At 72.0% G+C, this 24,042-nt stretch carries 17 protein-coding genes; 7 read left to right on the top strand and 10 right to left on the bottom strand.

Annotated elements, in window-relative coordinates; translation table 11 throughout:
• Positions 1 to 568: 568 nt before the first annotated feature.
• Positions 569 to 1,429, top strand: coding sequence for a PAS domain-containing protein (locus ACSRUE_RS22540; RefSeq protein ID WP_441292795.1), 861 nt, complete (start codon positions 569 to 571; stop codon positions 1,427 to 1,429).
• 69 nt (positions 1,430 to 1,498) lie between these two features.
• On the opposite strand, the gene ACSRUE_RS22535 is transcribed toward ACSRUE_RS22540, so the two are convergent.
• Both ACSRUE_RS22535 and ACSRUE_RS22530 read right to left on the bottom strand, forming a co-directional pair.
• Complete coding sequence (locus tag ACSRUE_RS22535) at positions 1,499 to 2,110, bottom strand: antibiotic biosynthesis monooxygenase family protein (RefSeq protein WP_441292794.1); 612 nt, start codon at positions 2,108 to 2,110, stop codon at positions 1,499 to 1,501.
• 57 nt (positions 2,111 to 2,167) lie between these two features.
• Positions 2,168 to 2,608: a hypothetical protein gene (locus tag ACSRUE_RS22530; RefSeq protein ID WP_441292793.1), complete on the bottom strand. Its 441-nt coding sequence runs from the start codon at positions 2,606 to 2,608 to the stop codon at positions 2,168 to 2,170.
• A 243-nt stretch (positions 2,609 to 2,851) separates the two neighbouring features.
• On the opposite strand from ACSRUE_RS22530, the gene ACSRUE_RS22525 reads away from it, so the two are divergent.
• Both ACSRUE_RS22525 and ACSRUE_RS22520 read left to right on the top strand, forming a co-directional pair.
• Positions 2,852 to 3,388, top strand: coding sequence for a GNAT family N-acetyltransferase (locus tag ACSRUE_RS22525; protein WP_441292792.1), 537 nt, complete (start codon positions 2,852 to 2,854; stop codon positions 3,386 to 3,388).
• A gap of 306 nt (positions 3,389 to 3,694) precedes the next feature.
• On the top strand, positions 3,695 to 6,376 hold the full coding sequence (locus tag ACSRUE_RS22520) for a protein kinase domain-containing protein (protein ID WP_441292791.1): 2,682 nt from the start codon (positions 3,695 to 3,697) through the stop codon (positions 6,374 to 6,376).
• Positions 6,377 to 6,391: 15 nt separating this feature from the next.
• Here ACSRUE_RS22520 and ACSRUE_RS22515 read toward each other — a convergent pair whose 3' ends face one another.
• Genes ACSRUE_RS22515 through ACSRUE_RS22500 form a run of 4 tightly spaced genes read right to left on the bottom strand, consistent with a single transcriptional unit; the run spans position 6,392 to position 9,772 of the window.
• Complete coding sequence (locus tag ACSRUE_RS22515) at positions 6,392 to 7,144, bottom strand: response regulator (protein ID WP_437766255.1); 753 nt, start codon at positions 7,142 to 7,144, stop codon at positions 6,392 to 6,394.
• 14 nt (positions 7,145 to 7,158) lie between these two features.
• The gene (locus ACSRUE_RS22510; RefSeq protein WP_441292790.1) at positions 7,159 to 8,694 is read right to left on the bottom strand and encodes an ATP-binding protein; all 1,536 of its coding nucleotides are present in this window, start codon (positions 8,692 to 8,694) and stop codon (positions 7,159 to 7,161) included.
• The gene (locus ACSRUE_RS22505; RefSeq protein WP_441292789.1) at positions 8,691 to 9,044 is read right to left on the bottom strand and encodes a hypothetical protein; all 354 of its coding nucleotides are present in this window, start codon (positions 9,042 to 9,044) and stop codon (positions 8,691 to 8,693) included. The genes ACSRUE_RS22510 and ACSRUE_RS22505 overlap by 4 nt, the downstream gene beginning before the upstream one ends.
• Entirely contained in the window at positions 9,041 to 9,772 is a 732-nt protein-coding gene (locus ACSRUE_RS22500) for a sensor histidine kinase (protein ID WP_441292788.1), read from the bottom strand. The genes ACSRUE_RS22505 and ACSRUE_RS22500 overlap by 4 nt, the downstream gene beginning before the upstream one ends.
• 927 nt (positions 9,773 to 10,699) lie before the next feature.
• Between ACSRUE_RS22500 and ACSRUE_RS22495 the strand changes: the two genes are divergently transcribed.
• Positions 10,700 to 11,776 carry a GDSL-type esterase/lipase family protein gene (locus ACSRUE_RS22495; RefSeq protein ID WP_441292787.1) on the top strand — a complete coding sequence of 359 codons (1,077 nt, stop codon included), beginning with the start codon at positions 10,700 to 10,702 and terminating at the stop codon, positions 11,774 to 11,776.
• A gap of 344 nt (positions 11,777 to 12,120) precedes the next feature.
• Here ACSRUE_RS22495 and ACSRUE_RS22490 read toward each other — a convergent pair whose 3' ends face one another.
• Positions 12,121 to 14,958, bottom strand: a complete 2,838-nt coding sequence (locus ACSRUE_RS22490) for a pentapeptide repeat-containing protein (protein WP_441292786.1) — start codon at positions 14,956 to 14,958, stop codon at positions 12,121 to 12,123.
• Between the two features lie 52 nt (positions 14,959 to 15,010).
• On the opposite strand from ACSRUE_RS22490, the gene ACSRUE_RS22485 reads away from it, so the two are divergent.
• Positions 15,011 to 15,874: a hypothetical protein gene (locus ACSRUE_RS22485; RefSeq protein WP_441292785.1), complete on the top strand. Its 864-nt coding sequence runs from the start codon at positions 15,011 to 15,013 to the stop codon at positions 15,872 to 15,874.
• 101 nt (positions 15,875 to 15,975) lie between these two features.
• Here ACSRUE_RS22485 and ACSRUE_RS22480 read toward each other — a convergent pair whose 3' ends face one another.
• Positions 15,976 to 16,836, bottom strand: coding sequence for a hypothetical protein (locus tag ACSRUE_RS22480; RefSeq protein WP_441292784.1), 861 nt, complete (start codon positions 16,834 to 16,836; stop codon positions 15,976 to 15,978).
• A 560-nt stretch (positions 16,837 to 17,396) separates the two neighbouring features.
• Between ACSRUE_RS22480 and ACSRUE_RS22475 the strand changes: the two genes are divergently transcribed.
• Positions 17,397 to 21,626, top strand: a complete 4,230-nt coding sequence (locus tag ACSRUE_RS22475; RefSeq protein ID WP_441292783.1) for a TOMM system kinase/cyclase fusion protein — start codon at positions 17,397 to 17,399, stop codon at positions 21,624 to 21,626.
• A gap of 151 nt (positions 21,627 to 21,777) precedes the next feature.
• On the top strand, positions 21,778 to 22,227 hold the full coding sequence (locus ACSRUE_RS22470) for a BMA_0021/BMA_0022 family TOMM bacteriocin (protein WP_441292782.1): 450 nt from the start codon (positions 21,778 to 21,780) through the stop codon (positions 22,225 to 22,227).
• 1 nt (position 22,228) lies between these two features.
• On the opposite strand, the gene ACSRUE_RS22465 is transcribed toward ACSRUE_RS22470, so the two are convergent.
• Both ACSRUE_RS22465 and ACSRUE_RS22460 read right to left on the bottom strand, forming a co-directional pair.
• Positions 22,229 to 23,401, bottom strand: a complete 1,173-nt coding sequence (locus tag ACSRUE_RS22465; RefSeq protein WP_441292781.1) for an amidohydrolase family protein — start codon at positions 23,399 to 23,401, stop codon at positions 22,229 to 22,231.
• A 200-nt stretch (positions 23,402 to 23,601) separates the two neighbouring features.
• Positions 23,602 to 23,868, bottom strand: a complete 267-nt coding sequence (locus tag ACSRUE_RS22460; protein ID WP_441293212.1) for a hypothetical protein — start codon at positions 23,866 to 23,868, stop codon at positions 23,602 to 23,604.
• Between the last annotated feature and the right edge of the window lie 174 nt (positions 23,869 to 24,042).

Below are 24,042 nucleotides of genomic sequence, written 5' to 3'. Positions count from 1 at the left end.
GCTCGATCTTCCTTGTGCAGAGTGCGGGGAATGAATCGACGAGGTGGCGAGTTCTCTCTGTGGACGTTTCGCCTGCGCGGTGGTCTGCCATACGGCCCCGATGAATTCCCGGACGGTGCCGTGGTGATCACGCCTCGCGGTCGAATCTGGACGGAGGGCTGGCTCTCGTCGACGACGCGACGGGGGACCTCCGGGAGGGCGCGCCGAGGTCGCCGCCCCCTCCGGCTTGCTGCCGGCGAGCAGACGCCGCGAGAGGACAGCGGCAGGGTCCCCCCTCGGCCGCGACGAGCGCTGAAGACGAAGCAGACGAAGCAGACGAAGCAGACAAGGCAGACGAGGCAAAGGAAGCAAACATCGAGTTCGCGCGCGCCTGCCGTCGAACCCTCGCGTCATCATGTAGCGGCAGCTAGCAAGGCGAGGCACACTCAGGCGCTCCCTGAATCGGGCGGGGCACGCACACGCCTCCGGCGTCTTCGCGGTGATCCGCCGCATTTCTGCCCTTGCATGGCCATCCACGATGCCTGATAAAGGGAGGCTGGTCGGGGTCGGGGGAGATGGGCTTGGCTGAATGGCGTTCACACTCCGCTGCATCGACGTCTCGGACTGGAAGACCTTCGGGCTGCTCCAGCTCGTGATCGACACCATCCCGGATCCCATCTTCGTCAAAGATCGGCGACATCGCTGGATCGCCTGCAACCCGGGCTTCTGCAGGTTGATCGGGCAGCGCTACGAGGATCTGATCGGCCGCAGCGACCCGGACTACTGGCCGAAGGAGCAGGCCGATGTCTTCTGGAGCTACGACGACGGCGTCTTCAACTCGGGTGAGCCGAACGAGAACGAGGAGAGCGCCACGGGCTCGGACGGGGTGGCGCGCACGATCTGGACCCGCAAGTTCCCCATGAAGAACGCTCAGGGGGAGGTGGTCGGCCTGTGCGGGCTCATCACGGACATCACCGACCTGAAGCAGCGGCACATGGAGGCCGAGCGGATGGCGGCCGAGAACCGGGAGCAGCGCGCGATCATCCAGATGCAGGCGGAGCTGCTCGATCGGGTGGCCATGCCGGTCATCCAGGTCTGGGAGGGGATCCTGCTCATCCCGCTGGTCGGCGAGATGAGCGATCGGCGCGCGGCCCAGGCGCTGGAGAGCCTGCTCGCGGCCATCGGCCAGCGGCGCGCGGAGTTCGTGATCCTCGACATCACCGGCGTGCCGGTGATCGACTCCGCCGTGGCGCGCCACCTGATGCGCGCCGTGCAGGCGGCAGAGCTGCTCGGCTGCCGGAGCGTGATGGTGGGCATCGGCCCGGAGATCGCCAGGACGCTGGTCGGGCTGGGCATCGACTTCGGCCGGATCACCACGCAAGGCACGCTCCAGAGCGGGCTCGCCTACGCGATGAGCCGCCTCAGCGCGCAGCGCGCGGCCGCCCGCTGAGCCCGGGGGCTCGCCCCGCCGGCCCAGGCGTCGCCGGCGCGCGCAGGGCGCGGCCGCCGCTGCGCCGGCTCATGGCGCCGGAGCGTCGAGCGCCTGGATGCGACGGACCGAGTCGGCCAGCGTGATGCCATCGGTCTCGGCCGTCTCCCAGTGGGTGACCACGTAGGTGGGCTCGAGCAGCTCGTCCGCGGCGTCGATCGCCGCGAGGTGGGCGGGGCCCATGACGAACTCGTACATCGCGTCGGTCGAGGCCCACACGGCCAGCGTGCGCCCGGAGCCGCAGGACGACGACTGGCCCAGCTGGATGGCCAGGAGGCCGGGCTGCGACGCGAGCTCCGCCTGGACCGCCCCGAAGATCTGCACGTATCGCTGCATCACGGCGTCGCCCGACCGTGGAACCCCGTACGTCGCGCTGACCGCGTACGACGACCCCTCCGGAGGCGGCCGGAGCTTCCCGGTCTCCGGGTCGACGCCGGGCCCGCTCAGCGGGCTTGCCTCCAGATCGGCTTCGAGCACGCCCCCCGTGCACGCGGTGAGGGGAGCGTCGGTCGTCTTCCCGCCGGGCTCGGAGCTGCACCCCGACAGGATCGCGCCGAGCGCCGCGATGACGGCGGCGGCGAGCGCGCCCGAGGATCGCGCGATCGTCGCGCTCGGCATCTGGTCGAATCCACGTGTCGTCATGATCATGGTCCTCTCTGCTCTTGTCCGTTGCCGGAGGCTGTGTCCGTTGTCGGGGGCTCAGTCAGCGCGCGAGACGATCCCGAAGACGAGGTCCGGGAACGTCCGCGCGAGGCGGCGGGAGTGGAAATTCGCCTTGCGACCCATGCTCCGCACCTGCACCGGGGTGCCGGGCGGCGGCGCGTCGCCGACGGTGACAGCCCATGTGAGGTCCTCGCCGGTGCGCACGGCGACATAGGTGTACGAGCCGGCCGGGAGTCGCTCCTCGACGAGGCCGGCGATGGGCGCCCGGTCGGCGGCGGCGCGGGAGAGCTGGCCGAGCGGGTTCCCGGCCGCCGCGTCGAGCGGCCCGGCGGCCACAGAGGGCCTGTCGAGCCGCCACGCGAGCACGACGAAGAGCGCCGTGAAGACCGTGAGGCCGAGGAGCGGCTTCACGAGCCGGCGCCGGGCGGATCGCGGCGCGGAGCTCCGCGCCGCGCGGGCCGAGGAGACGAGCGTCATCTGTGGCTCCTTGCGAGCACGCCTCGGGCCTCCCGCCGTGGGGGCGCCGCTGCGTGACTGGATGGACCTCAGTTCCCGGACGCCCGCGGAACGTTCAATCGACGCCGCTCTTTCCGTGCACGACGGCCCGAGCAGCCGCGGCGCGCGGCGCCGACGGCCCCCCCGGGGTCGCCCCCCCGGAGCCCCGTCGCGCCCCGAGGTTGCGGCGGCGCCCGTGGTTGCCTAGCACCGCCGCGCAGCCCGATGACATCAACGTTCACCCGACCTGCCGTCGAGTCCGACCTGCCTCACCTGCCCGAGATCGAGCGCTCGGCGAGCGACGCGTTCCGGGGGACGGACCTCGACGTCGAGGCCCTGACGAACGTGACGCCGGCGGAGGGCTGGCGCGGCGCGCTCCGGGCCGGGACGCTCTGGGTGATGGACGACGGCGCCGGCGCGCCGATCGCGTTCCTGGGCGCCGAGGTGGCCGGCGACGAGCTCCACGTCCGCGAGCTCGACGTCGTCCTCGACCGCCAGGGGCAAGGGCTGGGGCGACGCCTGCTCGCCCATGTCATCGCGTGGGCGCAGACTGCGAGGCTGAAGGCGGTGACCTTGACCACCTTCCGGACCGTCCCCTGGAACGGGCCGTTCTACGCCTCCATGGGCTTCCGCGAGCTGTCGCCGGCCGAGGCGTCCCCGCGTCTCGCGGAGATCCTCGAGAACGAGGCGCGCCAGGGCCTCGACCCGGCGCAGCGCTGCGCCATGCGGCTCGACCTCGATCGCGGAGACAGCGCTTCGTAACGACTCCTGTCCAACGCGGTCCACGCCGCGATCGGGCCTTTGAACGGACTGGGCGCGTCCGCGGCCGGCCTTCTTGGGGTGGAGCGAGCCGCCATGATAGGGCTCGATCCATCAGCACCGCGTGGGACTGGGTCGTTCCGATTCGACAGAAGCACTTCGGCGCGGATCGGGCGCCGGCCCGACAACGGAACGGCGCGCCCCCGCGCCGGCCGAGCCCGCCATCGCGCCCCGCGCAGGTGCCACGGCACATTCGCGCCGTTCGTCCGCCTTGCCTCGCGCTCCAGTGAGAGTGCATCCTTCACGCGCATGCTGGCTGGCAGGCTGCTGGACGGCCGCTTCGAGCTGGCGGAGATCGCCGGATCCGGAGGCATGGGCACCGTTTACCGGGCCGTCGATCGCGCGAGCGGGACGGTGGTCGCCGTCAAGCTGCTGCGCAAGGCGGCGGACGCGCGCGCGCAGGCGCGCTTTCTCCGCGAGGCAGAGACGCTCTCCCGGCTGGAGCACCCCCACATCGTGCGGTACGCGACGCACGGCATGGCGCCGACGGGGGAGCTGTACCTCGCGATGGAGTGGCTCTCCGGCGAGAGCCTCTCGGATCGGCTGGCGCGGCAGGAGCTGCGCATCGACGAGTCGATCGCCCTCGTGAGGACGGTGGCAGACGCGCTCGGCGCGGCGCACGCGCGCGGGATCGTGCACCGCGACATCAAGCCCAGCAACCTCTTCCTGGTCGAAGGCGCGCTCGATCGGGTCAAGCTCCTCGACTTCGGCATCGCGCAGCTGGCGGACGCCTCGACGCGGCTGACGCGGACGGCGGCGGTGCTGGGCACGCTGGGCTACATGGCGCCGGAGCAGGCGCGGGGCGAGCGGGACAACCTGGACGCGCGCGCGGACATCTTCTCGCTCGGATGCGTGCTCTACGAGTGCCTCACCGGGAAGCCGGCGTTCCGCAAGCAACACCCGATGGCGCTCGTGTGGAAGCTGCTCCTGGAGGAGCCGCCGAGGGCGAGGGAGCTGCGGCCCGACGTGCCCCACGCGCTCGACGAGCTCGTCGCGCAGATGCTGGCCAAGGATCCCGCGGCGCGGCCCGAGGACGGCGCGGCCGTGGCGCGCACCCTGGACACGCTCGGCGCCTGGACGAGGAGCAAGGCGTCCTCGGCCCCCGTTCCCGGCGCGGTCATCACCACGGGCGAGAAGCGCCTGATCTCGATGGTGGCGGTCCGGCCGGCGCAAGCCTCGTTCTTCGAGTCGACAGAGTCGCTCGATCTGCACGCGTCGCCGCCGAACACGCTCGCCGTGGTGCGCCGCGCGGCGATGCCGCTGGGCGCGCAGGTGGAGGAGCTCGGCGACGAGATGGTGGTGACGCTCGTGGTGAGCGCGGGCAACGCGACCGACCAGGCGGCGCTCGCGGCGCGCTGCGCGCTCGAGATCTGCGCGCAGCTCCCCGGCGCGGCGGTCGTGCTGGTGACGGGGTGGGGCGACCCGGCGGGTCGATCGCCGCTCAGCGAGGTGCTGGACAGGGCGGCCGCCCTGCTGGACGAAGCCGCCGCGCCCGGCCGCGCGGAGGGCCGGCGCGAGGGGGTCCACATCGACGCGGTGACGCGCGCCCTGCTCGACGTGCGCTTCGAGGTCGTGGAGCGGGGCGGGCTCTCCTGGCTCAGGGCGGAGCGCGAGATCGGCGAGGGGCCGCGCAAGCTCCTGGGCAAGCCGAGCCCCCACGTCGGGCGCGAGCGGGAGCTGCGCCACCTGCTCGACCTCGTCGACGAGAGCTTCGCCGAGCGGCGCGCCGCGGTGGCGCTGGTGACCGCCGCGGCGGGCATGGGCAAATCGCGCCTGCGCCACGAGGCCGTCGAGGTGCTGCGCCAGCGCCACCCCGACGTGAGCCTGAGCGTCGTCCGCGGCGACTCCATCGGCACGGGCGCCGCGTTCGCCATGCTCGCCGGATCGCTGCGGGGCGCGCTCGGGATCGCCGCGGGCGAGGCCGTCGACGCGCGGCGACGGAGGCTCGCGCAGGCCCTCGCGCCGCTCTTCTCGGGCGAGGAAGGGCTACGGGTGGGCGGGTTCCTGGGCGAGCTGCTCGGCGTCGCCCCCCTCCCCGACGAGGACCTGCCGGCGCTCCGGGCCGCGCGGCACAGCCCGGCGCTGATGGCCGAGGGGATCCAGCGCGCGTACCTCGACTACGCGCGCGCCGTGACCGCCGCGCGCCCCGTGCTCGTCGTGCTCGAGGATCTCCACTGGGGGGACGCGCCCTCGATGGGGATCTTCGACCGGGCGCTGCGGGAGCTCGGCGACCGGCCGTACGCGGTGCTCGCCTTCGCCCGGCCCGAGGTTCACGCGGTCTTCCCGAGGCTCTGGGCCGAGCGGGGCCTCTCGGAGCTCCGGTTGCGCGAGCTGCCCGCCCGCGCGGCCGAGCAGCTCGTGCGGAGCGCGCTCGGCGGCGCGGGCAGGCAGCTCGCGCCCGGGGAGATCTCCGCGCTCATCCAGCGGGCCGGGGGCAACGCCTTCTATCTCGAGGAGCTCATCCGGGCCCTTTCGGAGGGGCGCGGCGGCGCGCTGCCGGAGACGGTGCTGGGCATGGCGGAGGCGCGCCTCGCGGCGCTCGGGCTCGAGGCGCGGCGGCAGCTGCGGGCGGCGAGCGTCTTCGGGGAGGTCGCCTGGGTGGGCGGCGTGCGCGCGCTGCTCGGCGCCGGGGCGTCGGGGACGAGCGAGCGCGACGCGTGGGCCGAGCTGGTCGAGCGCGAGATCATCGAGCGCCGGCCGAGCTCCCGGTTCGCGGGTGAGGAGGAGATCGCCTTCTGCCACCCGCTCTTGCGGGAGGCGGCCTACGCGATGCTGACGGATCGCGACCGGGCGCTCGGCCACCGGCTCGCCGGCGAGTGGCTGCTCGAGGCCGGCGAGCAGGACCCGATGGTGCTGGCCGACCACTTCGCGCGGGGCGACGACCCCGCGCGCGGCGAGATCCCCTCCCCGGCCGGGCGCGCGCCCGCGTGAGGCGGGCGCACGCGCTCATCCATACGCCGCGTCCCCGCGCGCGCGGGCGATCGTGTGGATGAGCTCGCGCGCGTCGAACGGCTTGTGCAGGCACGCGTACCCGCCCTTGCTCATGATCGCGCTGACCATCTCCGGGACCGCGTGGCCGGTCATGGCGATCACCGTGACGCGCTTCTTCAGCCCCCGCATCTGCGCGCACGTCGTCACGCCGTCCTGATCGGGCATGACGAGATCGAGCACGCAGACGTCGATGCCCCGCTCGACGACGTACTGGACGGCGGCCCGCCCATCGTGGACGGCGTGGGCCGACAGCCCCGCGTCCCGGAGCACCGCCACGATCGCGTCGGCGACCCTCGGGATGTCGTCGACCACGAGGACGGCCGGCGAGTCCACCGCGCGAGCGACGATGCGCGCGAGGTGGTCCATCGAGAACGGCTTGTGGATCACCGTGTACACGCCCTCGGCGATCGCCTCCTCGATGAGCCTCTCGAGCGCGAACGCCGTCATCAGCACGACGGTGAGCTCCGGCTGGATCCTCTTGAGCTCCCGGAACGTCTCGACGCCGTTGAGCCCGGGCATGCGGATGTCGCTGATGACCAGCGTGAACGCCTGCTGCCGGACGAGCTCGAGCGCGTGGATGCCGTCCCTCGCCTCCACCACCTCGTAGCCCTCGAGCTCGAGGCTGGCGGCGAGCGTGACGCGCATGCCCTCCTCGTCGTCGATCACGAGCACCCGCTTGCCCCGCTGCGCGGGCTCCTGCACCTGCATGGCTTGCCCCCTCGTCATACGCCCTGAGTCCCGGTCGGCGTCAGCGCTGGCTCCGCGGCCTCGGGCTCCTCGCGCGCCGGCAGCCGCACGACGAAGGTCGTGCCGTTGCCGAGCGCGCTCGTCGCCTCGATCGTGCCGCCGTGCCGCTCCACGATCCCGGCGCTGATCGCCAGGCCGAGGCCCGTCCCCTTCAGCTTGGTGCTGAACAGCGGCTCGAAGATCCGCGCGAGCGTCTCCTCGGAGATGCCCGTCCCATCGTCGACGACCGAGAGCGTCACCCCGCCGCCCGTCCGCTCCGCGGCGACGCGCACGCGCCCCTCGCGCTCGGCCGGGATCGCCTCGGCCGCGTTCTGGATCAGGTTCACGAGCACCTGCCGGAACTGGTCCTTGTCGATCTCCACGACAGGGAGCGTGTCCGGTACGTCGTTGTCGACGCGCACGCGCGGCGGGATCTCGACGACCGAGATGGCGTCGTCCACGAGGGGCCTCAGCGCGCACGCCGCGAAGCGCGGCCGCCGCTCGCGCGCGAAGTCGAGCAGGTTGTCGATGATCTTGGCGCACGCCGCGAGCTCTCTCTCGATGATCGAGAGGAACTGCGCCACGCGGGGCTCCGCGCCGAGCTCGGTCCCTACAATCCGCTTCTTGAGGTAGTGGTTCGCGTTCCGGACGGCGCCGAGCGGGTTCCTCAGGTCGTGCCCGACGCTCGCCGCGAGCTGCCCCACCGCCGCGAGCTTCTCCATGCGCATCCTGGACGCCTGGGCGTCGCGGAGGCTGGACGCCATCTCGTTGAACGCCGCGCTCATGCGACCGAACTCGTGCTCATCGCGCACCGAGAGGCGCAGCTCGAGATCCCCCTGGGCGATCCGCCGGGAGCCTTCGAGCAGCGCGTTGAAGCCGCGGTCCACCGAGCGGAGGAGCCGCCCGAGCAGCACGACGAGGACGAGCAGCGCGCCGCCGGTCGCCGCCGCGCCGAGCAACGCCACCCGCGCCCGGAGGTGGCGCTCGTCGTCGAGGATCCTGGCCACGTCGCGCTCCGCGTCGTGCACGGCCGCGCTGATGTGCGGGAGGAACTCCGCCTTGTACTCGCGGTCGGCGAGCTGCACGAGCATCTCGTGCCGCTCGTTCGTGCGCTCGCGCTCGACATGGGCCGCGGCCGTCACGCCTCCGACGATCCGCGCGAAGCTCGCTCGCATGAAGCCGATGTGCTCGATCTCCTCCGTCGATTCCTCGTCGCTCTCCCTGATCTCCTCGTCGGCGATCATCGCCCTCTTGCGCGCCTCGATGGCGTCGAGATCGCGCGCCGTGGCCTCGGCCGCGCTCGAGAGCTCCTCGCTGACGCTGCCGTGGAGCACCGATTTGACCGCCTCGTTCATGTAGCGGCTGGCGTTGCTGGCGAGGGTGACGTGCAGCTTCAGGTCGTCGTAGGACGCCTCGGCGCGCCGCTGAAAGACGAGCATCTCCGCGATGGCGAAGTAGAAGGCGCCGCCGGCGACGAGGACCGCCGCCAGCGCGACGCCGAAGATGGCGGCCAGTGTGGCTCGAATGCTCATGGGGAGCGGCTCCTGCTCGCGTGCTTCACGTGGTCGTCGCCGTCGCCCGCGAGCTCGATCTCCCTCGTGACGAGGAGCATGAGCCCGGCGTCGGGCGTCTCCCCCGCGAGGCCGAGCTCGAGCGCGGCGCCGAGCTCCAGGCCGGGCGCCGGGTGCCAGAGTACGCCGGGCGCGAGGAGCAGCGACGTCGTGTCTTCGATCTCGGCGGCGAGCGCGATCGTCGGCACCGCGTCGCCGAGCGGCAGGATCAAGCCCAGCGAGGCCCGGGGGCGCGCCCGCCGCGCGGAGGGCCCGGCCGCCGGCTCCCGGGCCGCCGGCGCGCGCCCTGCGGGCGGACCGCCCGCGCTCACGGCGCCGGCTCCGATCCGGCGTCGCCGAGCACCGGCGCGGCGGCGAGCGGCAGCGCGATGACGACCGACGAGCCGTGCGCCCGGGGCTCGACGGCGAGCGACCCGCGGTAGCGACGGGCGACCCGCCTCGCGATGTTCAGCCCGAGGCCGGTGTGACCCGGCTTGGTCGTGATGAACGGCCGAAGGATCGCCTCGCTGTCCGCCTCGCAGGGGACAGCCGCCGCGTCCGTGACCTCGATGCAGTACCGCGCGGCGCTCGAGGTGCCCCGGACCGTGACCACGCCGTCCCCCGGCGTCGACTCCACGGCGCTCTCGATCAGGCACCGCACCGCGACGGCGAGCTCGATCGGGTCCGCCTCGACGTCGCCGTCCTGAGCCGAGAGGACGACGCGGGCCCCGGACGCGCCGATGCGCGCGCACGCCGCCGCGCGGCGCACGCAGCCCGCCGCGCTCACGCACGCGCTCCTGCGGGTGAAGAGCCTCGCGGCGTCGACCGCCTCCTCGAGCCGCGCGCTCGCCGCGATCACCTCCTCGTCGATGATCCCGAAGAACTCCTCGATCCTCGGATCCGCCGCGTAGGCCGCGTCACGCGCGACCTTCCGCTTGATGTAGAACGACGCATTCCGGACGATCGCAAAGCGGTTGCGCAGGTCGTGACGCAGCACGGACAGGATCTCGTCCGCGACCGCGGCCTGCTCCGCCGCACCCAGGGGATCCCAGCTGTTCATGCCGATCCTCGCTCCTCGGCCCTCGCGCGCAGCGCGGCTCGCCCGTCGCCGCCGGCGAGGAGCACTCGAATCCTTCTCTGCACCATCGCGCCGAGGCCGCCGTCGCCTCGACCGTGGTAGAGCCTGGGATGAGTTCGTAAAGACACTGACACAAGCGCCGTCTCCCTGGGGCCATCGCGCGCCCGAGCCTCGCGCCGCTGTGTCGCGGGCGCACGAGAGCGCGTCTGGCTGATCCGTGCCGTCGGTCACGTTTGCACGTCTGCACGTCTGCACGTCTGGTGCGACGCTACCCCCAATCAGCGTCACCCTTGATAAACATACGTGACAAAGTTTGTGTCAGTCAACGGCATAACAATGCCCTCCACTGCACATCTCCGTTCAACGGATTTCCGTCCGCCTTCCGCCCTCATGCTCCTTGCGCTGCCCCGCCCTGCATCACCCTGATTGCCCTGGTCGCACAGCCAACTGGCCAATCCGTCGCCGGACATCGCCGTGTGTCGTGAACGAACCGCCGCGGGTCTCCTCTCCACGAGCGTGGGGCCGGTGCGGTGGGTGGACGGGCGGGCGCCCTCGCGCCGGCCTCGATTCTGCCACTGCTTCAGATTTGTGATGGGTGTGCTCCGGAGCGCACCCCGGCACCCAGATCCGAAAAAAAAAACGCCTGTCCGTGATTGGTTGGGAGCCGTTCCCGGCACAGTGACGCGAGCCGTGCTCGCTCCCCGTCACCCCCGCCGCTCGCCTCGCCGGCGTTGGCCTTGCCGCTCTCGGCGCGCCCTGCGCCCGCGGCGGTGCGCGCTCGTCGTGCCGCCGGCCCGGCACCTCGACCGAGCGTGCCCTGGCGGCCTGCGGGACCGGGAGGCGAAGGGCCAGCGCCATCCGGCGTGGATGGGCTGATGCTCGTGTCGTGACTGGAGGAAAGGCATGTTCATGGACTGGAACGTTCGATCGACCGCCCGCACGCGCAGCCGGATGCTTGCCCTGGTGTCCTGCCTCGCGCTGCTCACCGCCGCCTGCTCCCCTGATCCGGAGGCGGCCCCGGGCGGCGCCGGCGGAGGCGGGGGGACGGGCGGCGCGGGCGGGAGCTCCCAGCCGGAAGGGAGCAGCGCGAGCGCGGGCAGCACGGCGATCTCGGCCGGCTCCACGGGCAGCGCGGGGGCCGGCGGCGACGCGCCCGCCGGCTCGGGAGGCTCGGCGGGATCTTCAGGTGGGCCGAGCGGCAGCGGCGGCGCGGGCGCCAGCGGCGCGGGCGGCGCGGGCGGCGCGGGGCCGCTGCCGGACATCACGATCTGGATCGCGGGGGACTCCACAGTCGCCAACGGGCAGACCCCCTGCCCGGCCGGCTGGGGCGGCCAGCTCGCGGCGCTCTTCGACGACCGGGTCACCGTGGTGAACAGCGCCGTCGGCGGCCGCAGCGTGCGCACGTGGCTCTACAACGTGCAGACCACCATGGATAGCGCGGGGGAGTGCGAGCTCGCGCGCGACTCGAGCGGCGAGCCCTTGCTGCAGGCCAGGTGGGTCCAGATGCTCGACGGCATGAAGCGGGGCGATTATCTGTTCATCCAGTTCGGCATCAACGACGGCTCGCGCACGTGCGATCGGCACGTGGGGCTCGACGCCTTCAAGTCGAGCTACGGGATGATGGCCCGCGCCGCGAAGGAGCGAGGCGCTCAGCCCGTGTTCGTGACCCCCGTGAGCGCGATCTCCTGCAGCGGGAGCACGGCCCGGGGGACGCGCGGCGGCTACGTGACCGCGACCCACGAGGCGGGCAAGGAGTACGGCGTGCCGGTGATCGACCTGCACGAGCTCAGCGTCGCGCTCTACGACACCCTGGGCTTCTGCCCGGTCCCCGGGGGCGACGTGAGCGCGACGACAAACGGCCCCGTCGGCGAGTTCTTCTGCGATGATCACACGCACTTCTCGCGCTCCGGCGCGGAGCAGATCGCGAAGGTCATGGCCGGCGCTGTCCGCGATCAGAAGCTCGGCCTGGCCGCGTACCTCGAGTGATCCCCGCCGGCGCGCGCCGGCCAGAGCCGCGCCGCCCTCCTGTGCAGCCTCGGCGCCCTCCTACGCAGCCCCCGCGACCCTCCTGCGCACCCATTTTTGTGCCCTATCGTACGATCGTATGGCTCCTGCGCGGCCCCCGCGACCCTCCTGCGCACCCATTTTTGTGCCCTATCGTACGATCGCATGGCTCCTGCGCGGCCCCGGCAGCCCTCCTGCGCACCCATTTTTGTGCCCTATCGCACGATCACACGGCTCCTGTGCAGCTCGAGCGCTTCTCTGCGCGCCCGCGGCAGGCTGACTTCGCCGTCGCCGGCGGCGACTTTCAGCTCGACGCCCGGGTAGCTCTACGGCGGGAGCCTGGCGCCGTCGAGCTTGGCGCCGTCGAGCTTGGCGCCGGTGAGCTTCGCGTACCGCAGGTCCGCGTCGCGGAGGTCGGCGCCGCGGAGGTCGGCGCCGTCGAACTCGGCGCCGGTGAACTCGGCGCCGGCCAGCTTCGCTTCGCGGAGGTCGGCGTTCGAGAAGACGACGCGGCCGCAGCGAGCGCCTTCGAGATCCGCCCCGCGGAGGTCGGCGCGGCGGAAGACGCAGTCGAAGAGATTGACCCCCTCGAGGCGCACGCTCGAGAGCTTCGCCTCCTCGAACGGGATCACCGCGAGGTCTGCCTTTCGCAGGTCGGCTCCCGTGAGATCGATGCCCGGGAGCTGCACGAACCCGCCGCTCAACGTGCGCCAGCGCGACCGCCAGCGGTTCCAGCGCTCGATGCCGTCTTTGACCTCACCGCGCAGCATCGCGCGCGACTCTTCGAACGTAGGAAGCAGCATCTCGATGAGCTTCTTCTCGCTCAGCTTGATGACCTTGTCGCCCCTGGCGATGCGCGCGTCGATCTCGGTCTCCGCCTTCGACGGGACGTGCTCCACGTACGGAATATGCGCGCCGACGAAGTGCGTCGCGTCCTTCGCCTTCTTCGCGACCGTGCCGCCGAGCTCGAGCAGCATGTCTTCGCGGAGCTCGCGCGACGTGCGCACATCCATCGCCGAGCTCTGGAATCTGCCTGCGTAGAGGATGCATGTCCCGGCGAGGCGCCTCTCGAACATGCCTTGCGGCTTCTTCTCCGCCAGCGGGGTGAAGCCGAGATCGAAGGGAGTGACACGCTTCTTCGTGCCTTCGATCGCGCGGATGGCGAGGTTGCCGTGCCCGTCGATGTACGCGATCTCGGTCCCGTCCTCCGAGGCGGTGAGCGGGAGGATCTCGAAGCCGTGGAACTCGACGTCCTCCGGAGCCCCGGGCTCGTCGAGCCATTGGCCCTCCTCGGCGTCGGCCGTCCTCGTACGGCCCGCGGAGTCGACGACGACCGCGCGGACATCGTCGACGAACGCGACCTGCCCGAGGCGCTTGTCTGGATGGGAGAGGGTCGCTGTCACCTCGCCCGAACGCGGATCGATGAAGACGAGCGCGCTGTCCGACGAATGATTGCTGATGTCACGCTCGATGCTGACGGCGATCCATCCGGCGCGCGAGACGGCGACGCCGCCGCAGCGCTCGGGCGCGCCGCGCTCCAGCTCGATCGTATGGACGGGTGTCTCCGGATCGTCGAGCCGCCAGATCCGGACCGCGTCGGACACCGAAACGGCCCAGGTGTCGTCGGACCCGAACGTGCAGGCCGACACCTTGGCGTCGTGCGAGAGCGTCGCGGTGCGGACGCCGCGCGCGCGGTCCCAGAGCTCGACGTTCGACGCGACGGGGAGCATCACCGTCTTTCCGTCGCGCGAGACCGCCACCACGCCCTGGGGAGAGATCGCGTCGTTCGCGAAGATCGCCTCGCCCTCGTCGCTGATCTCGCGCACCACGACGGCGTTCTCGGGCGCGACGAGGAGCAGCTCTCCCTGCGGGAGGTTCGCGAGCGCCGCCGGGCCGCTCGCGCGCCGCTCGCTGACCGCGCCGTCGGTCCTTCGCCAGGACCAGATCCCCGACGAGCCGGAGACGACGACGCGTTCACGGCTCAGCGCGATCGCGCGTGGCGCGTCGATCCCGAGCTCGCTCGAAGCCGGCTCACCGTCCGAGGTCCAGAGGCCGATGCCAGACGCCGTCGAGCCGGCGGCGAGCCACTTCCCGTCGCGCGAGAGCGCCATCGCGGGGCCCTGGCCGTACGCGTGGCGGCGAGGCGTGCGGACGCGACGGATCTCCGCGCCGCTGCGGTTCCACCAGCGAAAGCAGCGATCGTTGCCCTGTGAGACCACCGTCTTGCCGTCGGCCAGGAACGCGAGCCAGCGACAGCCGGCCGGCCCCCGGTCCTGCTCGCCCGAGCCGTAATCTTCCTGGAAGCGATGCGAGCCCAGGAAGCGTACGGGCTCGAGCGATGCGCCGTCCCAGAGGTGGACGTCGCCTTGTCCGTGGCCGCCGGCGAGCACGCTGCCCTCGGGTGAGAACGCGAGTACGAGGATCTTGGAGCTCTTTCGTCGGGCGAGCTCCTTCTTCGACTCGCGATCGAAGACGCGGACGATGCCCTTCTGTCCGCCGGTCGCAAACCTCGCTCCGTCGGGTGAGAAGGCGAACGCGAAGATCTCCCCTGCGGGCTCGCTCAGGTCGTGAAGTCGTTTGCCGGTACGCGCGTCGAAGACGCTGGCGACGGAGTCTCCGCCGTAGGTCGCGACGGTCGCACCGTCGGCGCTCACGGTCGCGAAGGCGAACTTCCTCGTCGCCTTCTCTCCGAGCTTCCACGAGAGCTCGCCGTCCTGGCCGAGGCGCGCGATGGAGCCACGCGCCCACAGGAGAAGGTCGCCGTCAGGCAACGCGGAGACGCCAGTGAAGCGACCGCTCACCGTCTGCTCGTCGAGGGCACGACCGTCGTCGACCGCGAAGCGATGCACCTTCGTGCGCTCCTCGCCGGTCACGAGGGCCACGAGCGTTCTGGAGTCCGGAGAAAAATCGAGACCAGTGAAGTTGCCGGGCGCGTTGAAGCGGGTGGCGCCGAAGACCTGTCGGATCATCGAACCGAATCTTATTGGGATCCGTTGCCTTTCAGCGCTCCATCGGTCGTGATTCTCGGACGTGCGAGCCGGCGCGCGCACATGGGGTGCCCATCGGGGCTCGACAGGCGTCGATGTCGCGGCCGAGCCCACCGCGATCGAGGACGAAGCGGCGGCGTTCCCGGCCGGGGTGCTGGCCGTCTCGTTCCACGCCATGTCCGCGTGGCATTCGGGTGACCAGCTACCGGTCCGGCCGCGGATCGGGTACTTGGTCTCGGTGACGCGCCATCTGCTCGGCCTCTCCGCGCTGATCTCCGGTCTCGTCCTCGCCGGATGCAACGCGATCTCGGGTATCGGCAGCCTGACCTTCGACGGCGTGGGCGCGAGCGGAGGAGGCGGCGCCCCGCCTGGCGATGGGGGTGGCGGGCCGGGCGGCGGCGGCGGTGAGGCGGGCGGCGGCGGCGAGGCGGGCGGCGCGAGCGGCGGCGGTGAGGCGGGCGGCGCGGGCGGCGGTGGTGAGGCGGGCGGCGCGGGCGGCGGCGCGTGCGACGGGGAGCCGTGCCCGGCGCCGACAGGCGTCGACGTCGTGGAGCAGACCTACACGGAGGTGCGCGGCAGCCCCGGTACGGCCACCCCTGCCATGGACCGGTGCCCGGAGAGCCAGGTGCTCCTCGGGTTTCGGGGGTCCCTCGGACCGCTGGGGGAGTCGCTCATCCATGCCAAGATCCAGGCGCAGTGCGGCCACCTGGAGCTCACCGGAGACGGCCCGTACACCATCACCACGATGCCCGGCGACATGACCCCTTTCCGGGGCAGCGAGGGCACCGAGCCCTGGGAGATGCTGTGCCCGGGGAACGAGGTGGTGGTGGGCTTCAGCGGCTCATCTGGCAGGTACCTCGATCTCCTCTTCATCGCTTGTGCGCCGCTCCTCGTGACGGGACCTCCCGGCGATCTCCGCGTCGAGCTCGGCCCCGTCACGTGGCCGGACGGCGTGGGCGGCGACGGCGGCGGCGAGTTCCCGGACACCTTCTGCGGTGCAGACCAGGTCGCGAACCTCGTTCAGACCGTCGTCGAGGGCGGAGCCATCGGCGCCTTCGGCCTGGGCTGCACGACACCCTCGCTCACGTACTGACCCGCCCGCGCCTGCGCCGGGGGCGCGCTCTTCATGGGTCAGATGCGAGAGCTCTTGCGATCCGACGGATCGCAAGAGCTCTCTCCCGCGGAATCGTTCCGTCAGAACCCGATGTCCTCGCGGATGGCGACCACGATCTTGCAGTGGTTCACGAGATCGTCCGTCGTCTTGACCTCGGTCGTGTAGTTGAGGCCGTACGGCCAGAAGTGCTGCGTGTCCGCGTGCACGACGTCGCTCTCGTTGCCCGTGATGGCCCTGAGCTGGCGCGTCGCCGCCTCGCCCGTGAAGACGCCGTCCACCACCAGCGCGCCGAACTCGCGGCTGCCGACCCCCAGGGTGTGACCGATCTCGTGCATCGCGGTGATGTAGTTCATGGAGCTCGTCGCGCCGAACCGGATGGACCCATTGACGTTGCCATCGGCCGTCGCGACCGACGGCACGTAGGACACCGACAGGCGCTTCTCGATGCTCGTTTGACAGTTGTAGTACGACAGCGCCTCATCCATCGCGCTCGTGATCTTGTCGTACGCAGACTGCTGCTCCGCCGTCGGCGAGGCGACCTTCGCGAGCGTGTAGGTGATTCCCCCCGTCCCCGGGCAGCCGGCGCCCGCGCCGCCCGCGCCGCCGTCGCCCGCGCCGCCCGCGCCCGCGCCCGTGCCGCCGTCACCCGCGCCGCCGGTGCCCGCTTCGCCTGCGCCCGCGCCGCCGTTGCCCGCGCCACCGGTGCCTGCTTCGCCCGCGTCCGCGCCGCCGCTCCCCGAGGCGCTGCCGCCCGTTCCGCCGTCTTCGCCTCCGCCGGTCGCGCCGCTCCCCGAGGTCTGTCCGCCGGAAGCCGCGGCGCCGCCGCTCCCGCTGGCGACGCTGCCGGCGTCCGCGGGGCTGTCACCCGAGCCCCCGCACGCGACCGGACCAGCCGCCGCGAGCGCGAGCAGAACGATGTGGGTCGCCAGTTGCCTCAGCATGTTTCGTGCTCCTTCCACAAAGGATTGAAAAGCATTGAATCGTCGCTCACCGCCCAAGGAACGCTCTCGGCTCCCCGCGCGCGTCGAGCGCCGACGAAGTCCGCTTCACCGCCCTCTCACCGGCCGTGCCAGAGGTCAACTCGCCGCTGTTCACCGCGACTTGCTCGGTCGCCGCGACAGCAGTCACGATAGAAGATTGTAGCCGAATCGAACATGCAGGCGGAGCTCGGCCGCCGCCCCGCGAGCGGCGCGCTTGCGCGCGCCTGCCCGGATCCCCGAAGCCGATCCCCACGGAGCCGGCCGGGCGCGAGCGTCTTCCGGGGTTTCTTCGCCGAAGCGCCGGAACCCGATCGGCATCGACGGACGTCGGCGGAGTACCACCCTATATGAACCAACGTGAGCAGCGAGGTCGGCCGTGGACAAGGTGTGCTGACGAGATCGACAGCCGCTCTGTCCAGACGCCTCATCGATGAGGCGGGCCGGCCGGCGCTGCGCGCCGCCCTCCCCGGCTCATGCCCGCTCCCCCGGTCGCGCCGGGCCGCCCGAAGGAGGGAGAGGGGATGAGCCGCAGCGCCATCGCCTCGGGCGCCGTGTTCCAGGAGCGCTACGAGATCGTCTCCGCGCTGCGCGAGAGCGGCTTCGCCGACGTCTACAAGGGGCGTCAGCTCGCCACCGGACAGACGGTGGCCATCAAGGTCATGCACCCGATCCGGGGCAGCAAATCCGCCGACGTCGCGCGGCGCTGCGCCCGCTTCCACCAGGAGGCGCGGTTCTGCGCGCAGCTCCACCACCCCAACATCGTCCGGCTCATCGACGCCGGACAGACGGACGACGGCACCCTCTACACCATCTTCGAGTTCGTGCCCGGCCAGAACCTGGCGGAGGTGCTGGCCGAAGAGATCGCCCTCGATCCGCGCGAGGCGCGGTACCTGATGCTCCAGGTCCTCGACGCCCTCGGCTGCGCCCACGGGCAGCATGTCGTCCACCGCGACCTCAAGCCCAGCAACATCATGATCGTCTCGACCGGCGCGCGGCGAAACGCGCTGGTGCTCGACTTCGGCATCGGCGCGCTCATCGCCGGGGCCATGGAGGGCGTGGATCCCAAGCTCACCCCGAGCAACGAGATCCTCTGCACGCCCGCCTACGCGGCGCCGGAGCAGCTCCTCGGACAGCCGGTGAGCGTGCGTTCGGACCTGTACGCCTGGGGGCTCGTCTTCCTCGAGTGCCTCACCGGCAGGCCGTCGATCACCGGCAGGTCGCTGCAAGAGGTGCTCTTCCGGCAGGCCAGCCCCGAGCCGATCCCGATCCCCCCGGCGCTGCTCGGGCACCCGCTCGGCGCCCTCCTCCGGCGCGCGACCCTCAAGGACATGGCCGCGCGCGTCGTCACGGCCTCGAGCCTGCTGCGCGAGCTCGAGGCCTGCGACGTGGACGCGCTGAGCCGCGAGGACCTCGTCGAGCCCGCGCGAGCGCCGCGCTCGCCGCCGGCCCCGACCCGAGGCGCGGCGGACGCGAGCCCGTGGCGCCGCGTCGCGAGCGAGACGGCGCCGCTCGACGCGCCCTCGCGGGAGTTCCGGGCGCCGCCGAGCGGCCAGGCGGCGGCCGAGACGATGCCGTCTCCGGCCACGCCCCGGCGCGTGGACGCGCCGGCCCCGCCGGAGCCAGAGGCACCGGCGCTGGAGCGACCCGACGGCGAGCGGCGGCCCCTCACCGTCGTCTGCTGCACCTTCACGGCCTCGGGCCCGGGGCTGAAGACCACCGACGTCGAGGAGATCGACGATCTGCTCGACGAGCAACAGGACGCCTGCGCCGAGATCGCCCGCCGCCACCGGGGGCGCTTCGCCGGCGCGCTGGGGGATCAGGTCCTCTTGCACTTCGGCTATCCCTCCGCGCAGGAGGACGACGCCCGGCGCGCCGCCCGCGCGGCGCTGGAGGTCGTGGCGGACGTGGAGGCGCGCAGCGCGCAGCTCACGGCGGCGCGGGGCGTGGCGCTCGAGGTCCGGATCGGGCTCCACACCGGCCTCGTGGTCGCCGGCCAGCTCCATCGGTACACGCAGCACCTCGGGACGACACCGCAGATCGCGGCCCGGCTGAGCGCGGTCGCGGCGCCGGGCACGGTCGTGGTCAGCGGCGAGACCTTCAGGCTCCTCCGGAGCCGGTTCGCGCTCGAGCCGATGGCGCCGCCCGATCTCTCGTCCGTCGCGCGCCCGCTCGCGATCTACCGCATGGGGCAGGAGATCCCTCCCCCGGCCCAGGACCAGGACATCGCCGGCCGCGACACCGAGCCGCTGATCGGGAGGAGCCAGGAGCTCGATCTCCTGCTCCAGCGCTGGGGCCAGGTCCGGCAGGGCATCGGGCAGAGCATCCTCGTCACCGGCGGCCCCGGGATCGGCAAGTCGCGCCTCACCGGGGAGCTCGTCCGGCGGCTCCGCGGCGAGCGGCACAGCTGCCTGGAGTGCCGCTGCGTGCCCGATCAGCGGAGCAGCGCGCTCTACCCGTTGATCGAGCTCCTGGAGCGGTTGATCGAGACGGGCCGGGACGACGCGCCGGGGCGCCGGCTCGCCCGGCTCGAGGCGCTCCTCGCGCGCCGCGGCTTCGACCTTCCGGAGACGGCGCCGCTGCTGGCGGCGCTGCTGTCGATCCCGCTGGACGGGCGCTACGCCGCCCCGCTGGACCCGCCGCCGCGGCAGAAGGAGCGGACGCTCAACGTGCTCGTGACGATGCTCTTCGACATGGCCGAGGAGCAGCCCGTCCTGTTCCTGGTCGAGGACCTGCAGTGGGCCGATCCGACGACCCTCGAGTGGCTGGGCGTGATGATCGCCGACGTGCCCTCGGCGCGGCTGATGGCGGTCTTCACAGCGCGGCCCGAGTTCTCGCCGCCCTGGTCGATGTCGAGCATGCTCCAGATCCAGCTGAGCCGCCTGGATCGGTCGGACGTCGAGCACCTGGTGGCGCGCCTCGCCGGCGGCCGCGCCCTGCCTGGGCCCGTGCTCTCGCAGGTGGTCGACCGGACCGACGGCGTCCCGCTCTACGTCGAGGAGCTGACGCGGATGGTGCTCGAGTCCGGGGCGCTCGTTGAGGAGGGGGACCACTACCGCCTCGCCGAGCCGCTCTCGGCGCTCGCGATCCCCACGACGCTGCGGGGCCTCCTGGTGGCGCGCCTCGACCGGCTCGGCAGGGCCAAGGAGACGGCCCGCGTCGCCGCGGCGCTCGGCCGGGAGTTCTGCCAGGAGGTGCTCTGCGCCGTGTCCTCGCTCGACGGGGAGCAGGTCCAGGAGGACCTCGAGCGGCTGATGGCCGCGGATCTCATCCACAGGAAGCGGCGGCTGAACAACCCGACGTACCAGTTCAAGCACGTGCTCATCCGGGACGCGGCCTACGAGTCGCTCTCGAAGCGGAGCCGGCGGAAGGTGCACGCGATCATCGCCCGGACGCTCGAGGCGCGCTTCCCCGAGATCGTCGCGGCGCGGCCCCAGCTGCTCGCGCACCACCACGCGGCGGCCGAGCAGCTGGAGCGGGCGATCGCGTACGCGGAGATCGCGGCGGAGCGCGCGCTGAAGCGGCCCGCGAACGCCGACGACACCGAGGCGATCGTCCACGTGACGCAGGCGCTCGGCTGGCTGTCGGCGATCGCGGACGCGCGGGAGCGCGCGCTTTTGGAGCTGCGCCTGAACGGCCTGCTGATCCTGGCGCTCGTACGCCGGCGCGGGTACATGCCGAGGGAGCTCGAGGCGGCGGTCCACCGCTGCGAGGAGCTGAGCGGCGAGCTCGGGGAGAGCTCGATGACCCCGCCGACGCTGTGGGCGATGTTCTGGTACCACCATATGCTGAGCCATCGCCGCGAGGCGCGGGCGACAGCAGAGCGGTGGCTCGACCTGGCCAGGCGGTCGCAGGACGCCGCGCAGCTGGTCTCGTCGATGGTGCTGCTGGGACAGTGCTCGTTCTTCGAAGGAAAGCTCTCCGAGGCCCGCGAGCAACTCGACGGCGGCATCGCGCTCTACGACCCGCAGGCCCATCGAGAGCACGCCTTCTTCTCCGGCGTCGACGTCAAGGTGTGGGCCCAGTACACGCTCGCGGTGGTGCTCTACCTGATGGGCTGTCCAGCTCAGGCGCTCGCCCACGGGCAGGCCGCGGTGGCGTGGGCACGCGAGCTCGATCACCTGAACAGCCTCGGGATGGCGCTGCTCCACCTGGCCGGCGTCTACCACTATGCCCGCGAACGGGAGCAGGTCTCGGCGATGATCGACGCCCTCCTCCAGCTGACGGAGCATCATCAGCTCTGGGTCACGGCTCACTGCTGGGCCCTGCGCTGCTGGACGCAGCGAGACCTCGAGCAGCTGAGACAGCACATCGAGACGATCCGGGACGGCGGCCAGCAGAGCGGCCTGCCGTACTGGCTCTCTCTCGTGGCAGAGCTCGAGGCCGAGCGCGGGCAGCACGAGGCCGCGGTGGAGCAGCTCGCGGGCTGCCTGCTGCTCGCCGAGGAGTCGGGGGACGTGTACTACGTCGCGGAGCTCTACCGCATGAAGGGGCTGTCTCTTCACGCCTTGGGCGCCGGCGCGGAGCAGGAGAGCGAGCGGTGCTTGCGGCGATCGATCGCCGTGGCGCGGGAGCAGGGCGCGAGGACGTTCGAGCTGCGCTCGACGCTGGCGCTCTGCCAGCTGCTCGTGCAGCAGGCCCGGCGCGACGAGGCGCGCCCCCTGCTCAAGCAGCTCACCGACTGGCCTGTGGAGTGCGCCGATCTTCCCGATTTTGCCAGGGCGCGGGCGCTGCTCCAGGAAGTGACCGATTGATCTACCGCGGCGGCGCCCCGGTCGCTTTCAGCGCATTTGCAGCTGCGTTTATCTGCGCTGGATGCGCGAGGGGCTCGACGGCGCGCGGCGCCGGTTCCATGAGCTCCATATCCCACGCCAGGGCCTGCGGCACCGGCGATTGGAGGTGGCCATGTTTTCCCATCAGTCATCCAAGTCCACGTCCAGGATCGCGGAGACCGACGGCGCTCCCGCGCATCCCAGCGAGGAGGCGCCGCCCCCGCGCGAGCGAGGAGCGATGGAGGAAGGGCTCTCGGAGCTGGAAGGAGCCTGGTTGCGCGCCGTCGCGCTCTGCTGGGAAGACCCGACGCAGCGCGATCGGTTGAAGAGCGACCCGCGGGGGTACTTGATGGCTCGCTGCGGCTATGCGTTGCCGCCAGGCGTCGAGCTGACCGTCCGCGAGGCGGGGGAGCCAGGCTCGCCGGGCGGCGACGCGCTGCGCTTCTGCGAGCAGCGCAGGGGCTGGGACCCGTCGGCGGGCGCCATCACGCTCTATATTCCACCGCCGCCGGAGCTGGAGGATCGGCCCGTCGCGCTGGCCGAGCTCACGGGCGACCCCGGTTCGTCTTGCATCATCTGCTGAGTCATCCGTCGATGCCGTAGAAGCTGGCGGCGTTGTCCCAGAGGATCTTGCGGAGGCCCTCTCCGGGGAGCTTGCGGCGGAGCGCGAGCGCCCGCTCCACCATGCCTGCGTCGTGATCGATGTGGGGGAAGTCCGTCCCGAAGATCGCCCTGTCCTCGCCGAGCCATGGGATCGCCTGCTCCAGGCACGGCTCGTCCGGCTCGATCTCGACGAAGCACTGGCGGCGGAAGTACGCGGACGGCTCGCGGCGGACGTGCGGCGCGACCTCCTCGGCGAGGCCCCGGTACTCGATCTCGTCGAGGCGCCAGAGCCAGTAGGGCAGCCACCCGCAGCCGGCCTCGAGGAAGGCCACCCGCAGGCCGGGGTGGCGCTCGAGCACGCCGCCCTCGATCAGCGCGAGCAAGGCCATCATCTGCTCCATCGGGTGCGAGCAGGCGTGCAGGGCGAAGCGGGTGCGGAAGCGATCGGCGCCGGCCGCCGGCAAGGAGGCGTGGGTGCCCTCGTGGATGGCGACAGCGATCGAGCGCCGCTCGCACTCGGCCCAGAACGCCTCGTAAGCAGGGTCGCCCAGCGTCCGCCCCGCGACGGGGTTCGGCCGGAGCACGACGGCGCGGAAGCCGAGCGCGGCCGCGCGCGCGAGCTCGGGCACCATCTGCGCCGGATCGTGCGGGCTCATCAGGGCCACGCCCCGGAGGCGCGAGGGGTCGTGATCGCAGAAGCCCCGTAACCAGGTATTGTACGCGCTGGCGAGCGCGCTCGCCAGGGCGGGCTCCAGCGGGGTCATGCCGAGGAGCGCCAGCGCGAGCGTCGGGTAGAGGAACGCCACGTCGATGCCCTCGCGATCCATGTCGTCGAGCTGCGCTCGCGGCTGATCCAGCGGCCCGAGCGACGCGAGCGCCCCGAGCCGCCGGCGGCCGGCGGCGGCGATCGCGCGCCAGGTCCGCGCGCTCATGCGGTGATAGACCGGCCGGCCATCCACGATCGGCTGCGGGGGGAGCCGGAGCAGCCCCTCCGGCCCGAGGTGCGCCACGCGGTCGGCCAGGGGCTCGCCGTCGCCGGCGTACGCGAGGTACGGCGCGTGAGCGCGGAGCTCCGGCTCGAGGTGGGTCTTCCACAAAGAGAGCGGCTCGATCACGTGACGATCCGCGTCGAGGATGCGATAGCCGTCGCGCACGGGAGTTCTCCTCTTCTGCTTCCGTCGGATCCACCGAACCTGGCCTGGAGCGACAATCGGGTTGAAGTCGCATGCAAACAGCGAGAAGTTGAACCGCCAAGACGCCAAAAGACGCCAAGAGACACCAAGATTTTTGTTGTTTTTTTGGCGTCTCTTGGCGTCTTGGCGTCCATTTCTCTGTTTCCAAACGGCTCGATGTTCTAGACGACCAGCGGCACAGGGTTCAGGTCCTCTTCCCGGTTCGCCCGCTCGAGCCACCCGAGGCGGACCGGAACGTCGTAGAGGCGCCCCGGCCCGAAGCGGGGCCAGAAGTGCCGGAGGCCGGGCATGGTGCGCTCACGCTCGCCGATCAGGAACACCGTCTCCTTGTCACCAGCGAGCTCGACGCCCAGGTGGTGCTTGAATTGCAAGGTGCGCCGGGTGCATTGGACGCGTTGGAGGCGCGGGGTGCGTGGGATGCGCTTCATGAACACCGGACCCTGATGGACAAGCTGGTGCGTCGCCGCCCGCCGGAGACGCCCGTGCTGATGCGCAATTCAGCGTCAGCGGGCGCCTGCCTGGAGCACGGGCGAGCGGGCTCGCCGGCGCACGCCGCGGGAGCGCGCGCGACGCGCCGCCCGCGTGCCCGGGGGCGAGGTCGC

It is taken from the genome of Sorangium sp. KYC3313 (assembly GCF_052075895.1).
Lineage (GTDB): Bacteria > Myxococcota_A > Polyangia > Polyangiales > Polyangiaceae > Sorangium > Sorangium cellulosum_B.
The sequence above is the reverse complement of the archived record's forward strand: the minus strand, read 5'-3'. Positions and strand labels throughout refer to the sequence as shown.

Excerpts from the sequence above, each read along its gene's own strand:
- ACSRUE_RS22540 (WP_441292795.1), top strand. The coding sequence starts at position 569 with ATGGCGTTCACACTCCGCTGCATCGACGTCTCGGACTGGAAGACCTTC.
- ACSRUE_RS22535 (WP_441292794.1), bottom strand. The coding sequence starts at position 2,110 with ATGACGACACGTGGATTCGACCAGATGCCGAGCGCGACGATCGCGCGA.
- ACSRUE_RS22530 (WP_441292793.1), bottom strand. The coding sequence starts at position 2,608 with ATGACGCTCGTCTCCTCGGCCCGCGCGGCGCGGAGCTCCGCGCCGCGA.
- ACSRUE_RS22525 (WP_441292792.1), top strand. The coding sequence starts at position 2,852 with ATGACATCAACGTTCACCCGACCTGCCGTCGAGTCCGACCTGCCTCAC.
- ACSRUE_RS22520 (WP_441292791.1), top strand. The coding sequence starts at position 3,695 with ATGCTGGCTGGCAGGCTGCTGGACGGCCGCTTCGAGCTGGCGGAGATC.
- ACSRUE_RS22515 (WP_437766255.1), bottom strand. The coding sequence starts at position 7,144 with ATGCAGGTGCAGGAGCCCGCGCAGCGGGGCAAGCGGGTGCTCGTGATC.
- ACSRUE_RS22510 (WP_441292790.1), bottom strand. The coding sequence starts at position 8,694 with ATGAGCATTCGAGCCACACTGGCCGCCATCTTCGGCGTCGCGCTGGCG.
- ACSRUE_RS22500 (WP_441292788.1), bottom strand. The coding sequence starts at position 9,772 with ATGAACAGCTGGGATCCCCTGGGTGCGGCGGAGCAGGCCGCGGTCGCG.
- ACSRUE_RS22495 (WP_441292787.1), top strand. The coding sequence starts at position 10,700 with ATGGACTGGAACGTTCGATCGACCGCCCGCACGCGCAGCCGGATGCTT.
- ACSRUE_RS22490 (WP_441292786.1), bottom strand. The coding sequence starts at position 14,958 with ATGGCGTGGAACGAGACGGCCAGCACCCCGGCCGGGAACGCCGCCGCT.
- ACSRUE_RS22480 (WP_441292784.1), bottom strand. The coding sequence starts at position 16,836 with ATGCTGAGGCAACTGGCGACCCACATCGTTCTGCTCGCGCTCGCGGCG.
- ACSRUE_RS22475 (WP_441292783.1), top strand. The coding sequence starts at position 17,397 with ATGAGCCGCAGCGCCATCGCCTCGGGCGCCGTGTTCCAGGAGCGCTAC.
- ACSRUE_RS22470 (WP_441292782.1), top strand. The coding sequence starts at position 21,778 with ATGTTTTCCCATCAGTCATCCAAGTCCACGTCCAGGATCGCGGAGACC.
- ACSRUE_RS22460 (WP_441293212.1), bottom strand. The coding sequence starts at position 23,868 with ATGAAGCGCATCCCACGCACCCCGCGCCTCCAACGCGTCCAATGCACC.